The organism is Fictibacillus sp. UD, assembly GCF_043558025.1.
Lineage (GTDB): Bacteria > Bacillota > Bacilli > Bacillales > Fictibacillaceae > Fictibacillus.
Genome location: NZ_JARUHH010000016.1, coordinates 63401 through 77567, shown reverse-complemented (window position 1 = coordinate 77567; position 14167 = coordinate 63401). Strand labels below are relative to the sequence as shown.

General features: G+C 38.1%; 16 protein-coding genes. 2 read left to right on the top strand and 14 right to left on the bottom strand.

What is annotated here, in order from left to right; all coding sequences use genetic code 11:
• From P8610_RS17655 to P8610_RS17600, 12 genes are all read right to left on the bottom strand, one after another.
• Positions 1-1028: nickel-dependent hydrogenase large subunit (locus P8610_RS17655; RefSeq protein ID WP_394605623.1), on the bottom strand; the 1028-nt coding region annotated here is incomplete at its 3' end.
• Complete coding sequence (locus tag P8610_RS17650; protein WP_394605622.1) at positions 1021-1926, bottom strand: hydrogenase small subunit; 906 nt, start codon at positions 1924-1926, stop codon at positions 1021-1023. The genes P8610_RS17650 and P8610_RS17655, both read right to left, overlap by 8 nt.
• Positions 1923-2435 (bottom strand): cytochrome b5 domain-containing protein, encoded by a 513-nt coding sequence (locus tag P8610_RS17645; protein ID WP_394605621.1) that lies wholly within the window; start codon positions 2433-2435, stop codon positions 1923-1925. The genes P8610_RS17650 and P8610_RS17645 overlap by 4 nt, the downstream gene beginning before the upstream one ends.
• A 50-nt stretch (positions 2436-2485) precedes the next feature.
• Positions 2486-3496, bottom strand: a complete 1011-nt coding sequence (hypE, locus tag P8610_RS17640) for a hydrogenase expression/formation protein HypE (protein ID WP_394605620.1) — start codon at positions 3494-3496, stop codon at positions 2486-2488.
• Positions 3497-3498: 2 nt separating this feature from the next.
• Positions 3499-4605 carry a hydrogenase formation protein HypD gene (hypD, locus tag P8610_RS17635; RefSeq protein ID WP_394605619.1) on the bottom strand — a complete coding sequence of 369 codons (1107 nt, stop codon included), beginning with the start codon at positions 4603-4605 and terminating at the stop codon, positions 3499-3501.
• A complete protein-coding gene (locus P8610_RS17630) occupies positions 4580-4813 on the bottom strand; it encodes a HypC/HybG/HupF family hydrogenase formation chaperone (RefSeq protein ID WP_394605618.1) in 234 nt (77 codons plus the stop codon). Before P8610_RS17630 ends, hypD begins: the two co-directional genes overlap by 26 nt.
• Before the next feature lie 17 nt (positions 4814-4830).
• Positions 4831-7128 (bottom strand): carbamoyltransferase HypF, encoded by a 2298-nt coding sequence (gene hypF, locus P8610_RS17625; protein WP_394605617.1) that lies wholly within the window; start codon positions 7126-7128, stop codon positions 4831-4833.
• Positions 7113-7772, bottom strand: coding sequence for a hydrogenase nickel incorporation protein HypB (gene hypB / locus P8610_RS17620; protein WP_394605616.1), 660 nt, complete (start codon positions 7770-7772; stop codon positions 7113-7115). The genes hypF and hypB overlap by 16 nt, the downstream gene beginning before the upstream one ends.
• The gene (locus P8610_RS17615) at positions 7762-8127 is read right to left on the bottom strand and encodes a hydrogenase maturation nickel metallochaperone HypA (RefSeq protein ID WP_394605615.1); all 366 of its coding nucleotides are present in this window, start codon (positions 8125-8127) and stop codon (positions 7762-7764) included. The genes hypB and P8610_RS17615 overlap by 11 nt, the downstream gene beginning before the upstream one ends.
• Positions 8128-8242: 115 nt before the next feature.
• Positions 8243-8578 carry a spore coat protein gene (locus P8610_RS17610; RefSeq protein WP_394605614.1) on the bottom strand — a complete coding sequence of 112 codons (336 nt, stop codon included), beginning with the start codon at positions 8576-8578 and terminating at the stop codon, positions 8243-8245.
• 15 nt (positions 8579-8593) lie between these two features.
• The gene (locus P8610_RS17605; RefSeq protein WP_394605613.1) at positions 8594-8878 is read right to left on the bottom strand and encodes a hypothetical protein; all 285 of its coding nucleotides are present in this window, start codon (positions 8876-8878) and stop codon (positions 8594-8596) included.
• Between the two features lie 386 nt (positions 8879-9264).
• Positions 9265-10455 carry a M14 family zinc carboxypeptidase gene (locus tag P8610_RS17600; protein WP_394605612.1) on the bottom strand — a complete coding sequence of 397 codons (1191 nt, stop codon included), beginning with the start codon at positions 10453-10455 and terminating at the stop codon, positions 9265-9267.
• A 255-nt stretch (positions 10456-10710) separates the two neighbouring features.
• Between P8610_RS17600 and P8610_RS17595 the strand changes: the two genes are divergently transcribed.
• Together P8610_RS17595 and P8610_RS17590 are read left to right on the top strand one after the other, a co-directional pair.
• On the top strand, positions 10711-11610 hold the full coding sequence (locus P8610_RS17595) for a formate/nitrite transporter family protein (protein WP_394605611.1): 900 nt from the start codon (positions 10711-10713) through the stop codon (positions 11608-11610).
• A gap of 123 nt (positions 11611-11733) precedes the next feature.
• Positions 11734-12642 (top strand): DMT family transporter, encoded by a 909-nt coding sequence (locus P8610_RS17590; RefSeq protein WP_394605610.1) that lies wholly within the window; start codon positions 11734-11736, stop codon positions 12640-12642.
• Positions 12643-12677: 35 nt separating this feature from the next.
• On the opposite strand, the gene P8610_RS17585 is transcribed toward P8610_RS17590, so the two are convergent.
• Both P8610_RS17585 and P8610_RS17580 read right to left on the bottom strand, forming a co-directional pair.
• Entirely contained in the window at positions 12678-13412 is a 735-nt protein-coding gene (locus P8610_RS17585; RefSeq protein WP_394605609.1) for an amino acid ABC transporter ATP-binding protein, read from the bottom strand.
• Between the two features lie 12 nt (positions 13413-13424).
• The gene (locus P8610_RS17580) at positions 13425-14084 is read right to left on the bottom strand and encodes an amino acid ABC transporter permease (protein ID WP_289494698.1); all 660 of its coding nucleotides are present in this window, start codon (positions 14082-14084) and stop codon (positions 13425-13427) included.
• Positions 14085-14167 lie beyond the last annotated feature (83 nt).

Genomic DNA, 14167 nt, shown 5'->3' with positions numbered 1-14167 from the left:
TTTTTTGTTTCAAGTGCTCTTGCAATTGTCCGGTCCATAGCGGATATTCCCATCTCATACTCTCCACTTAATATTAGACGTGCTAACGGCCCGACTTCATAAGGTAAGCCATCATATCTAGGTGCTTTAACCCAGGAATACCCCTTCTTTTTGTTCATATCAGGGTCAGGCATCACTTGGTCTGGTTTATAAGTGGTTTTTGAAGATTCATACCATGAATAGTCTATTTTTTCTTGAATCTTTCTCTCATCAAATACTTCGATCTTATTCGGAGTTGAAACAAGTGGATCTACATATAAAGTTCCTAAATCTTTGTAATTATAAAATGCGCCATACGACAGCAGATTTCCGTAGCCGCCGCCTAAACGGTAATAATCTGAGTAATAGTGTGCAATATCATAAACATCTGGTAACATTTTTTCTTCTATAAAAATCATGATCTGCTGCAATATAGAATCAATATGCACAACTTTTTCAGTAGTTGCCTGCGTTGTAATTCCTCCAATAAATACACCATGATTATGAGGTGCTTTCCCCCCAAGTACAGCAAGCATCTGGTGAGCTGACCTGCTTATCGCAAGGGAATCAAAATAATGTTTTGATATTCTGTCATTAATTTTGCGGGGCAATCTATAATCAGTATGATCTGCCTGAAACAGTGTATTCTGATCAATCTTTACATAATCGGGGACTGTGTATTGATAAAAATGACGTATATGATTTTGAAGAAATTCACAGCAATGAATGATATCACGAAGATACCTTCCTTGTTCACTGGGTTGGATCTCTAGTGCATCTTCCAACGCAGCAGAAGATGCCATTGAATGAGCAGCTGAGCAAATTCCGCAAATTCGCTGTGTAAAATATACAGCATCAAAAGGACTTCTACCTACTAGCATCTGTTCAAAACCTCTAAATAAATTACCTTTTGTTTTTGCATCAACCACTCTGCCTTGATCAATAATGACGTCAATTTCCATAAATCCGCTTATTCGTGTTAAAGGGTTAATTACAACTCGTTTACTCATTCTTCACCACCCTCGTCGTATCGTAACTTATGAAGGGAGCCATCGCATCAGGAAAACCGAACTGTGCACATCCGATACACGGTGTGTTAGCTCCTATCGGCCAGTTCACATGACCATTCCACTGTCTAGTCGGACAATCAATCCTAGTTACAGGTCCTCTGCAGCCAAGTTTAAATAAACAAGTTTTATCTCCTAACTTTTCAGCGAATATTCCTCTATCAAAGAATGGCCTTCTTGGACAGCGGTCGTGAATGAGCGTACTGTAAAACATCAATGGCCGTCCAAGGTTATCCGTCTCGGGTTCTCCGTACAATAAAAGGTGTGCCAATGTACCTAAAAACCAGTCTGGCTGTACAGGACATCCGGGCAGCTTAATCATTTTCTTTTCAGGCAAGATCGTTTGCAAGCCCACTGATTCAGATAAATTCGGTTTTGCCGCAGATACACCGCCATGTGTTGCACAAGCTCCGACTGCTAAAATTTGCGAAGCTTTTTCTCCGAGCATTTTAGCCGCCTTAAGCCCTGTTAACGGTTCCCCTTTCCACCTTCCAATAATGTTATACAATCCGTTGTTTTTTAAGGCGACTGCTCCTTCAACTGCAAGAATATAGTCTTCATCCAGTGCATTCATCAATCTTTGAATAGCCTGTTCACCTTCAGATGCCATTAAACTATTACTGTAGAGGATATTCACCATAGAATTCATTGTGTACTCAAAGTCTGGATTTTGTCCGTTCAATAAAGAGATAATGTTCCCTGAACAGCCATTCAGTTCTAAATAAACAAGATTCTTTTTCTTGATTAGACCATCTCTGATCTTTTTCTTAGCCAAGTTTGTTAATCTTGAAGCTATCGCTTCATTCGTCATAGGCTCTGGTGGTAATACGTGCTGACTCATTGTGTTAGCCTCCCTACGACTGGCAGTGTTGCTAAAATAGATTGCTGTCCGGCATGACAGGAGCTGAATTCTTTAGTAAGATCTTTTCCTGCAAGCAGCCCAAAGTGAGTTGCCGCCGCCCATGCTTTATTATTTGTCACATCGTAAACAATTCCATTTACAGCTACATAAGCAGGCATTCCGTTTTTACCATCATATTTAGATAATTCCTCAAGAGTAAACATACGGGAAGTGGATTGGGGATTCATTGGATTGGATGAAGCAGAACCTGCAGAAATTTGCTGGTGGTTTGTATAAGGCTGGAGTGTTTGTTGAGTACAGTTCATAGCTTGATTGGCCAATAATTCACTTAGAAAATGAATACTTGATATGGAATCCCATAACCGTTGTAATATTTGATTTTGCATAGATAAATCGTTTGTCGAAGAAAGAGTATATATATCGTAACGAGCTTGTGTGACAAGGTTGTTTAGTTGAAGTCTTAGCATTTCAATATTTTGCATCTTCATCCTCTCCTCAGAGCATATTCACACTATACTATGCATATGCTCCGAGTTAATCAACAAATCCTCGGCAAAAGCATTCCTGACAGCCGATGAAGGCGCCTTGTAGTTCCTAGAGGTGTTTTTAATAAAACTTTTCCTGAAGATTGATTGCACTCAACTACTCGGCCGATCACGCAAGCATCTCTTCCCAAATCATATTCTTTTAAACGATTTAATATTTCAGTTTCATCTGAGGAATCAACAATCATCATTACCTTCCCTTCATTCGCAAGATAAAGGGGGTCAAACCCTAAAATATCACAAGCACCATGTACTTCATCTCGAACCGGAACGGTGCTATCATTAATCTCGGCAGTAAAGTTAAAATCCTCACTCAGTTCCACTAGAGCAGTAGCTAAACCACCACGTGTTGGATCACGCATAATTCGTATTCCTTCTGAATAGTCCATTAAATTTTGAATCATATGTGTTAACACAGCACAGTCACTTTTAACATCCGTCAGTAGACCAAGGTCTTGACGAGCGCTTAGTATTGCAATCCCATGATCTCCTATCGTACCGCTTATGATTATCGAGTCCCCTGCCTTTATGAGTTCTGGTTTAAGCTGATATTTTCTATGCATGATTCCGATTCCTGTTGTATTTATAAACACCCCGTCACCTGAGCCCTTTTCTACAACCTTCGTATCACCTGCAACTATCTTTACGCCTGATTTTTCAGCTTCAAACGCCATGCTTTGAACAATTTTTCTTAAATCAGAAATTAAAAATCCTTCTTCTATAATAAATCCTGCGGTGATTACTAAGGGAATAGCTCCACTAACTGATAAGTCGTTTATAGTACCGGTAACTGCCAGTTTTCCTATGTCCCCTCCAGGAAAAAAGAGGGGATTAACCACATAGCTATCTGTGGTAACGGCCATTCTTTCAGAAGTGATATTTATAAATGCAGAATCGAATTTTGTTTGTTCTTTGTGGTTAAAGGCTTTTATAAAAACATCATTAATCAATTGATGCGTTAATTCTCCGCCTTCTCCGTGAGCCAAACTAACCCGCTTAGCCATCTTTATTCCTCCCTCATGTACTGATAATGGGCAGCACATGTGCCTTCTGCAGAGACCATACATGGTCCTATCGGATTAATTGGAGTACATCCTTTGTTAAATAAACTGCAATCTTCTGGAGAGATTAGTCCTCGAATAATTTCACCGCAGCGGCATTTTGTCATTTTAGGCTTTTGAATGCTTATGTTAAATTTCTTCTTTGCATCAAACCTGGCATATTGTTCTTTTAAATCTAATCCGCTTTTTGGAATGATTCCTATCCCTCGCCAACCTTCATCGTTTGGCATTAAATAATCATTGATTAAATTTTGGGCGATCTGATTTCCTTCATCCTTAACAGCATACGTATAATCATTTATGACCTCTGCTTTTTCATCTATTAAAAGATTTAACAATCTGTAGATTCCTCTCAGCAGCTGAACAGGTTCAAATCCTGATATTACACCAGGAATTTTGTAGTCCTCTGCTAAGTATAGAAATTTGTTTTTACCTAATACAACCGATACCTGTCCAGGTAAAATAAAACCATCTATTTTTACTTGTCCAGATTCAAGAAGATTTCTTAAAACGGGCTCTACTAATTTAGTGGTCATCCAAATCGAGAAATTTTTTATTCTTTTCGTCATTGCCTCTTGTATGGTTAGTGCTAAAATAGGAATCGTAGTTTCAAAGCCAATCCCTAGAAAGATAACTTCTTTATCAGGATTTTGTTCCGCTATTTTCAGAGTGTCTAACGGAGAGTAAACTACTCGGATATCCTTTCCTTCTGTCTTTGCTTGCATTAATGAAAATTTAGATCCAGGCACACGCATCATATCTCCGAAAGTACAAAGTATTCTGTTTGGTTCTTGTGATAATTGAATCATAGAGTCAATGGATTCTTGGTCAGTTACACACACAGGACAGCCCGGTCCAGCAATTAGGTGTACATCATCTTTCAGTCTTGTTTTTATTCCTGATTTTGCTATGGCCATCGTATGTGATCCGCATACTTCCATAAAAACGGCCTTTCTTCCATACTTCTCTTTAAACCTGTTTGCAGCCTGAATGACCGCTTCAACAGAATCTTTAGCAAACATCGGGTCAGATAGAAGATTTAAAGTTTCCATCTAACACTCGCCTCCATTCCTCGATACTTTCTTTTGCATAAACTTCATCAATGATTGTCATGGCTTGTCCTGCATGAAGAAGTACAAAGTCACTAATTTTTACCTCTGGAACAAAAACGATGCCAACATACATTCTAGAACCCATTACATCTACTAAAGCTTTTTCCGATTCTATTTTTATTACTTTTGCAGGAACACCTAAACACATTTATACTCCCGCCTCTCTTAAGTAGACCTTTGATTTATTTTTGCGGCTGCAATAACGAGCTGGCCAAACGATATGCCTCCGTCATGACACGGTATATTTTTATGTGTATATACCTTGAATCCTTTTTCCAGCAACAGTCTTTTCATTTCTCTTAATAAATAGATGTTCTGAAATGAACCTCCTGATAGTACAACTGACTTGTTTAATTCTGGTCTATCATTCACTGACCTCAGAACCATCTCAACGCAACAGCGTATAATTGTGTTATGGAACTTCGTAATTATTTTTTCATGAGGCTCGTTCTGCAATTTCTCTTGGATAATCTGATATAGCGCCCTGGTATAATCGATTTCAACAAGGCTTTCTGCTTTTTTAAGATTAAACGGATAAGTGCCACTATTAAATGCATCATCTATATCCTCCATATAGTCTGCTAGCTTAATAGCTGCTTCACCTTCATAAGTTGAATACATACATATGCCTAAAATAGCACTTACCGCATCAAATAAACGGCCGCAAGTACCAGCTAACGGGACGTTCAATCGGTTATTTATCATACTTTCAATGAGGTTTATCTGTTTTAATTTATCTGGAAACAACTGATATGCGAGATTTTTCCCTTCATGCGGCCAATGGTATAAAATCATTGCGGCTGCATTTCTCCACGGTTCCTTTATAGCTTTTTCTCCTCCAGGAAGTGGTGTATAACTTAAATGTCCTAGCCGTTCCACAACATTAGCATTTCCATATAAACATTCAAATCCCCATATATGACCGTCATCTCCAAATCCAGTTCCATCTAAAATAATTCCTATACACGGTTGATCAATGTGGTTTTCTTCCATACAAGAAACATGGTGAGCGTGGTGGTGCTGAACCCGAATGATCTCTTTATTCGAACGGCTGGCAAGAGCTGCAGTCGCAAATGCAGGGTGCTTATCTATTGCTATATATTTTTCTTCAATTTGAAACCAATCTTTAAAATGTGTAAGCTTTTCTTCATAAAATCTGTTCATTTCTTCGTTGTCTAGTTCGCCAATATGTGGACTCATTATTACGGTTTTGTTTGTTCCAATCGCGAATGTATTTTTCTGATTTGCTCCTAATGCAATGATTCCCTCAATATTTCTACTCGTCGGAAACAATTCAGGAGTATATCCTCTCGCTCTCCTTAAGAATTGAAAGTGTTGACCGTCTAAGCGTACGACGGAATCATCTATAGGAAGGTGAATTTTTCTATTATGCGTTAAGATGAATTCACACATTTCATGTATTTGATCTAAATCGTCATCTTTATAGTGAATTGGCATGCCTGAGAGATTAGCACTTGTCATTACTAGACAATCTAATTCAGTTTCTTTAAATAAAAGGTGATGCAGAGGAGAATAAGGAAGCATGATACCGAGAGTAGATAAACCCGGTGAAATATTTGCAGGCATTGGAGTATCTTTTATTCTCTTAAGTACAACGATTGGCATTTCAGCACTGGTAAGAAGCTGTTCCTCTACTTTGGAAACATAACTGAACCTCTTTACCGTTTCGATAGATTTTGCCATTACAGCTAATGGACGCTCAGGTCTGTTCTTTTTATGCCGAATATGAGCAATAGCTCTCTCTTGAAAAGCGTCACATGCTAGGTGATATCCTCCTACCCCCTTTACAGCAACGATTTTCCCTTGTTTCAGTTTTTCTGCTGCAATTTCTAAAGCCTTTTTGTTCCTCTCTAATAATTCTCCGGTATGGCTAAGTAAATAAAGGTCAGGTCCACATTCAGGACAGCAAATAGGTTGAGCATGGTGCCTGCGATTAGAAGGATCTTCATATTCCTTCTGACAGTCTGAACACATAATAAAATTCTTCATTGTTGTATTCGGTCGGTCATAAGGCTGATTTGTAATGATTGAGTAGCGAGGACCACACTGTGTACAATTAATAAAAGGATGCTCATACCGGCGATTTAGAGGATCAAACATCTCTTCTAAACACTGTGTGCAAATCGCTGCATCGGATGATACTAAAGGAACAGCATGACCATCTGGTTGACTTGGCTCGATAGAAAATTCTTTATACCCTTTTGAAACGGTCTGCTCAATTTGCATCTCTATGATTTTGGATAGCCGAGGAGGACTTAGTCTTAAATCTTTTACCATGTTTGAGATGTTTTTGCTATGACCCTCTACATGTATAATTACACTGCTTTTATTATTTTTTACGGTTCCTTTTAGTTCATATTTTTTTGCTAACGAATACACAAAGGGACGAAAACCAACTCCTTGAATCCTGCCGCTGATCTTAATGCTCAGGGCTTGAAGCATCTGCTGCAGCCTTCCCTTATCCAGTTAAGCCATTGGTCAAATCCTTCATTAGTCTTAGCTGAAAGTGCAACAAACACAGACTGAGGATTGATAGCTGCCAGATCCTTCTTCGCTTCTTCTAAATCAAAGGACACAAACGGAAGAAGGTCTATTTTATTGATGACCGTCATGTCTGTTCTTCTAAACATAACAGGGTATTTAGGAATCTTGTCATTTCCTTCTGGGACACTCAAAATCACAACCTTATAATCTTGTCCCAAATCATATCCGGAAGGACATACTAAGTTTCCAATGTTCTCGATAAAAAGGATGTCTATTTGATTCAGTTCAAAATCTGGTAGAACTTTTGCAATCATTCTTGCATCCAGATGACACCCGCCGACTGTATTAATTTGTACGGTTTGTATTCCCAGTGCACGCATTCTTTCTGCATCACGGTCTGTTGCCAGATCACCTTCAATTACACCAATTCTGAATTCACGTGACAAAGCTTTTACCGTATTTTCCAGTAAGGTCGTTTTACCTGCTCCAGGAGAGCTCATAAGGTTAACAACAAAAGTTTGGTGCTGATGAAATGTTTCTCTATTAAATTTAGCAGCCTTATTCTGATCCGTAAGCACATCTTTCTTGACCTCAATTTTCATCTATCTCACATCCTTCATAAGATTCCACCCTAAACGTTTCACCTGAAATAAGCTCGCAATTTCTAGCACCACATGATGGACATACCGCTATCCGATAGTCAGGAATAAATTCAAGAGTACATTTCTTGCATCGTGACCTAGCTGTTTCACGAATAATATTTAAGTTCGTCTGTCCATTGATTAAAGGAGAACTTTGTGTTCTTAAATAAAAAAAAGCTAATTCCAATGCATCAGCTAAAACATTGGATAAATCTCCTATTATTACATCAATACTGCTTATATAATTAATCTTTCTCATACGTGCATCTTCAGTTATTGCAGTAATAATATCCATAGCTAGTGACATTTCATGCATTTAAAACACCTCTAGTATTTTGATATATGTTATGCATGAAATATAGTGAAAATGCCCTTTTTAGTGACATAAAAAAAGCTTTGACGTCTTACTCGTCAAAGCTTTTCTAGTAGGATTATTGTGTTGGCCCTTGATGTGGAAACTGATTCATATAGTTTGAAAATTGCTGATAAGTTTGCTGCATCTTTTGAGCATCAGCTGCTTCAAGTGCATACCAGCCCTTTTTAAACATCATGTTATAAAGCTCTCTTTGCATATTTTGCGTTTCATTAAAGACAGCAAGAAGGTCCTGATAAAGTGCGTTATGGCTTGCTTCATTTAAAGCTGTTGAATAAGAATCAGTCATATATTTTTCGTAGGATAAAACATCATTGATATAGTCTCTGTCGTTCATCTGAGGAGTTTTAGGTACAGAAGATTCTGGGTTTTGAATTTTGTTTGATTGATTCATAAATCTAACTCCCTTCTAATTTTGCAAACCAGCTTGCGACTGGTTCATCATTGCTTGTTGTCCTGAAATATGGTTAATGATGCGTTTATAATGACTTTCATGCATTTGGCAAGCTTTCTCGAGTACAGCTTTTATTTCTGGATCTTGGCATTGATTGGCCATAAAGTGCGCTTTTTTCATTCCAAGTAAGTTCCATGAAAGCATATCCTTCACATAATTTAAATCTTTGCCTGTGATCACTTGTGGCGGTGTTTGAAATACGGGCTGATTTTGAGTTTGATTTTGATTCTGTTGTTGCATATAAGAACCTCCTTCATATATTTACCACTTTATCTTTCCTTCCTCATCGGTGTTTATTCGTAAAAAAGTTAAAAATGGGATATTCAGCTCGCCTAATCCAAAAGTTTTGGCACGTAATCCAGAAATTTCGGCTGTTTATCCACGAGCTTTGCCTCTCAATCCAAAAGTTTTTGCCATTTAACCACAAGTCTACAATTCTCGACATATTCCGCGTTCTTTATTCCCTTCACATCCCCTTACGAGACGAGTGGTCAGATGAGACCCTTAAAAGGGGAAAGCGGAAAAGGGCTCACCACCTGCTCCACGGAAAGCGAGTAACCTGGAGAGGTAATCAACCACATACACAAAAAAACAAGCAGCCATTACACTGCTTGTTTTACAATTACTTATTTTACGATCCACTTTGGTCCAAGGATCGTTTGGATACGATAGAAGTTTCCATACGCTGCATTCACTTTATATGTTCCCGGATAAAGACTCGCTGCTGCCATCTTATGATTGACATTCGGTCTGTCATGCAATGGTACCTTTTGTGTGAGCGTTATGGTTTTAGTTATAGGTGTTATACGCTTTTCCCAGCGCTTGTCTCCCTCTATTGCCATATAAAGGCCTGCTTTTTTATTCCTTGTCCATTCTTCAGAAAAGATGGAGATTGGAGGATTGGTTTCACCTGCGTAAGGAGCAAGTTCAAATGTAAATCCTGGCCGCTTGAATGTTTGGATAAACCAATCTTTATATCCACCGCCGCTTGATAAATTTGTATCAGGTGGAATAAGTCTATAACCTGTCATATTGCTAAGCGTCGTACCGAGTGTCTTGTCTCCTTCAAATGTATTTGTTCCATAATTAAAGTGGTAGTACAGAATCCTACCTGCTGTATGATAAGAATTCGTTATTTCAGGGTCAACCAAATAAGTAAGAGCAGAAACCGCTTTTGCTTCAGCCGTTACTAGTGGTGCTGATCCTTTGTAATCTTTGTAGGAAGGTGCTTTCGCATTATTATTGATTTGTTCCCAGCGCGCCGGATATTGTCTATTTAGATCGATGCCTTGTGCATTAGACTTCCATCTTTTAAAATCCTTACTTCCGCCATTCATCTTAATGAGGTTAGCATGTGCGGTAGATGGAAATGCTGATAATCCTTTTTGCTGAAGCGTTACTCCATCTGGATTAGTCATTGGAACGAACCAGATTGACGTATTGTTTAGTACATTTGCCACATTATAGCCATCCATCGTGCCATTCAACACGTATTTTTCACTATATTGGTCAATCATTTCCATTACGATATTCGTCGTAATCCATTCTCTGGCGTGATGAGATGCGTTGTACATAACAGTCGCATCCCCTCTGCCAAGCTTAACTGCCCATATATCTCTTCCATATGGAGTTTTCCCTAGTGAACGGTATTGGACTAATCCCGGGTATTTTTGTGCGAGCGTTTTGATATTACTTGTCATTGTTTCATATGTATACGTTTGATTTGGATTAACGTAGCTTGCAGCTTCTATTTTATTATTCCAGCATGTTAGGTTAACAAGCAGCATCCCCATAAACAAAATAAATCCCTTTTTCAAAGAATTCTCTCCTTCCAAATTATATTATTATTTGAATATATTAATAGTATAGATAAGAGAAGATATTGCTTCGCATGAGGATAGTAGCCTTTACTATTTCAATTTGTTTACTAGAAATAAGTCTAATCTCATAGATATTTGGTATTTAAAAACAAAAGATAATACTTCCCCTGAATTTTAGTGGAATTTGGTTTTGATTGGTTCAAATTATGGGAAGAGTAGTAGGGCGGAGATGACAAAATACGAGGGATGCAGATGAAAAAAAACAATGATAACAGTCGTAATAAAAAAGCGGATATACCTGATCGGCAGTACTTTTTCCCAGTTCAGATTATCGAATACTTTATTGAAGAAGGCAAAGCCTCGTTACAGATTACGAACTTAGCTCAATTTATATTGTCTTTCATGGCAGGAGCATTCATTGCTTTTGGAGCATTAGGTTCCGTGCTCTTATCAATGAATGTAGATACACCTGGTCCGTATAACCTTCTAGCAGGTGTTGGATTTGCTATAGGCTATGCCATGATCTTTTTGTCAGGTTCCATTCTTTTTACCGAAATTAACATCCTATTGCCAAGTTATATTTTACAAAGCAAGTTTTGGATCAGCAAAAAGGTTCTTCGGTTTTGGGGAATTTGTTACATCGGAAACTTTCTCGGAGCCCTATTTGTTGGATTTCTCTTAAATCTTTCTGGATCGTTAGACAAAGAGTTTTACGATGGACTTTTAAAATTCATGGAAAAAAAGATGCAGTTTACAGATCGAGGGACTTGGGGATGGTTTCAAGTTCTGTTCTCTGGAATACTTGCAAACTGGCTTATCGGTATCGCAGCTGTTCTTGCTACTGCAGCCCGTGATGTAATGGGAAAAATATTCGGAATCCTATTGCCTGTCATTATTTTCGAAGCCGGAAATTTTCAGCACGCGGTAGCAAACATGGGGTATTTTAGCATCACGGTTCTTGAAGGCTTCGAATATAGCTGGTACGAATTTATATTTCTAAATTTAATTCCTGCCTCGATCGGAAATCTTATTGGAGGCGGTATTTTAGTATCTCTCTTACTTTCATTTGCTTTTAAAGAAGATATTGATGATGACATCATAAAAGAGGAAGAAGAGGAAGTGGACAAGATCACTCATAAAATGAATAAATAGTTAAGCCTAAACACTTTTATTGTCATGTACAGTAAAGGTGTTTTTTGTTAGAGTTCAAATAGAAGTAGCTATTAAAAAGCTTTAGTAACGTTAACAAAGTTAAAGAGAAAAGGATGAACGGGTTTGCCTAACTATACAAGAATTGCTTTTTTATATGTGGCCATAGGTGCTACACTATGGGGAATCATAGGTTTTTTCGTAAAAGAATTAGCAGAATACGGTTACACGCCTTTACAAATCGTTTATTTGAGAGCGACAAGTGCGTTTCTACTGTTTCTTTTTTGGATTTTGATTCAGCATCCTGCTCTTTTGAAAATCAAGCTGACTGATACTTGGTATTTCTTTGGCACAGGAGTATTGAGTGTTTCCTTTTTTAATTGGTGCTATTTCACCACTATTCAAACCTCTTCACTCGCCATTGCTGCTATTTTGTTATATACAGCTCCAGCTTTTGTTCTTTTAATTTCTGTTTTTGTGTTTAAGGAACGGTTAACACGCCAAAAAGTATTTGCTCTTTCTGTAACATTTCTCGGATGTATTTTAGTATCTGGATTATTTTCATCGCAACTTGGACTTTCTATGAAAAGCTTATGGATTGGATTAGGAGCGGGGTTTGGTTATTCGCTTTATAGCATTTTCGGCAAGCTCGCCGGTAAGAAATATGAAACATTGACCATCAGTTTTTATACTTTTTTATTTGCAGTGATTGCTCTTTTTCCGATTAGTGATATTTCTTCTGCTGAAATGAACATGTTCGATACATCTGTCATGCTAAACATTATTGGACTAGGTCTGTTTCCTACCGTCCTCGCTTATTGGTTTTATACACAAGGATTAAAACAGCTCGAAGCTAGTAAGGCAGCCATTGTATCTACGGTTGAACCTGTTGTAGCAACCATAATGGGATTAGTGTTATATAATGAATCTATTTCATTCATTCAGACGTTTGGTATCTTACTCGTACTTGGTGCAGTTCTTTTCATTCAAGAACGAAAACCTAAAACAGTAGAGACTATTACTAGTACACATTAAAAAGGTGCAGCCTGAGAGCTGCACCTTCTGTTTTCTTATAGAATCGAACTTAAAAAGTCTTTCGTTCGCTGTTCTTTTGGATCATTAAACAGTTCACCTGGTTTTCCTCTTTCCCAGATTTGGCCGTCATGCATGTATACAACTTCGTCTGCCACTTCTTTGGCAAACCCCATCTCATGTGTAACTACAACCATCGTCATGCCTTCTTGCGCCAATTCTTTCATGGTTGCTAATACTTCTCCAACTAGCTCAGGATCGAGGGCTGAAGTAGGCTCATCAAACAGCATGATATCCGGTTTCATGGCAAGTGCTCTAGCAATTGCTACACGTTGTTTTTGTCCCCCTGATAGTTTCGCAGGATACACATCAGCTTTATCTGACAATCCAACTTTACCAAGTAAGGAAATTGCCTCTTTTTTCGCTTCAGCTTTATTCTTATTTTTCACCATAACCGGAGCTTCCATAACATTTTCTAATACTGTTTTATGCGGAAACAAATTAAAGTGCTGAAAAACCATCCCAACTCGTTGTCGAACTTCATTTAGGTTATGTGATTTAGGATCTATTTCTTCCCCTTCAATAACAATCTTTCCGCCGTTCTTAATCTCTAGGAAATTGATACACCGAAGCAATGTACTCTTTCCTGATCCACTGGCTCCGATTAATACAACAACATCACTTTCATGAACTTCTAAGTTTACTTCTTTTAATACTTCTAAGTCACCAAAACTCTTCTTCAGATTTTCAATGCGTATCATTTCTTTTTTCATAGAATGCGCCTCCTATTCCCCAGCTGAGAGTTTCTTTTCTAACAGATTAACCAGTAGTGTGAAAAGAAGGACGAGTATTAGATAATATAGACCAACAATAATTAAGTAAGTCATTTCGTCAAACGTTCTGGATCCTTGGGTTGTCGCTATGCTAAACAATTCATTTAGTGCGATAAAAGACGCCAAAGAAGAATCCTTTAATCCAATAATGAATTGGTTCCCAAGTGGAGGAAGTGCTCTTTTAAACGCTTGCGGCAAAATGATTCTTCTCATCGTTAAACCGTATGGCATACCTAGAGAGCGTCCAGCTTCCATTTGGCCTTTATCAACAGACTGGATGGATCCTCTAAAAATCTCTGCAATATATGCACCATTATGCATAGCAAGTCCAAAAGCAGCAGACCAGAACGCTGAAATTCCAAGTTCAGCAAGTCCAAAATAGAAGATGAAAATCTGGACGATTAAGGGTGTTCCGCGAATAAGTGCAATATAAATATTTGCAATCCAATTTAGTATCTTAATTCCCGAAATTTTAAAAAGGGCAAAAACTAGCCCGATACCAGTACCAATCAGAATGGAAACAAAGGTAAGTTTTAACGTTATCCAAAGCCCCTTTATGAAGAGCGGATAACTTTCTATCAATACATCTAAAATGTGCGCGAGATCAAACATGCCTTAGTCCTCCCCTTTTATTCTCTATTTAAAGGTTGTTACAGTGTGATATAAAGAAAGCCGCCCTGCAATTCAGCACATGC

What these genes read in the sequence shown, in the direction of transcription:
- hypF (WP_394605617.1), bottom strand. Translation starts at nt 7,128, where the DNA reads ATGCTTCAAGCCCTGAGCATTAAGATCAGCGGCAGGATTCAAGGAGTT.
- hypD (WP_394605619.1), bottom strand. Translation starts at nt 4,605, where the DNA reads ATGGAAACTTTAAATCTTCTATCTGACCCGATGTTTGCTAAAGATTCT.
- P8610_RS17630 (WP_394605618.1), bottom strand. Translation starts at nt 4,813, where the DNA reads ATGTGTTTAGGTGTTCCTGCAAAAGTAATAAAAATAGAATCGGAAAAA.
- P8610_RS17650 (WP_394605622.1), bottom strand. Translation starts at nt 1,926, where the DNA reads ATGAGTCAGCACGTATTACCACCAGAGCCTATGACGAATGAAGCGATA.
- hypB (WP_394605616.1), bottom strand. Translation starts at nt 7,772, where the DNA reads ATGAAAATTGAGGTCAAGAAAGATGTGCTTACGGATCAGAATAAGGCT.
- P8610_RS17580 (WP_289494698.1), bottom strand. Translation starts at nt 14,084, where the DNA reads ATGTTTGATCTCGCGCACATTTTAGATGTATTGATAGAAAGTTATCCG.
- P8610_RS17615 (WP_394605615.1), bottom strand. Translation starts at nt 8,127, where the DNA reads ATGCATGAAATGTCACTAGCTATGGATATTATTACTGCAATAACTGAA.
- hypE (WP_394605620.1), bottom strand. Translation starts at nt 3,496, where the DNA reads ATGGCTAAGCGGGTTAGTTTGGCTCACGGAGAAGGCGGAGAATTAACG.
- P8610_RS17645 (WP_394605621.1), bottom strand. Translation starts at nt 2,435, where the DNA reads ATGAAGATGCAAAATATTGAAATGCTAAGACTTCAACTAAACAACCTT.
- P8610_RS17595 (WP_394605611.1), top strand. Translation starts at nt 10,711, where the DNA reads ATGAAAAAAAACAATGATAACAGTCGTAATAAAAAAGCGGATATACCT.
- P8610_RS17610 (WP_394605614.1), bottom strand. Translation starts at nt 8,578, where the DNA reads ATGAATCAATCAAACAAAATTCAAAACCCAGAATCTTCTGTACCTAAA.
- P8610_RS17585 (WP_394605609.1), bottom strand. Translation starts at nt 13,412, where the DNA reads ATGAAAAAAGAAATGATACGCATTGAAAATCTGAAGAAGAGTTTTGGT.
- P8610_RS17605 (WP_394605613.1), bottom strand. Translation starts at nt 8,878, where the DNA reads ATGCAACAACAGAATCAAAATCAAACTCAAAATCAGCCCGTATTTCAA.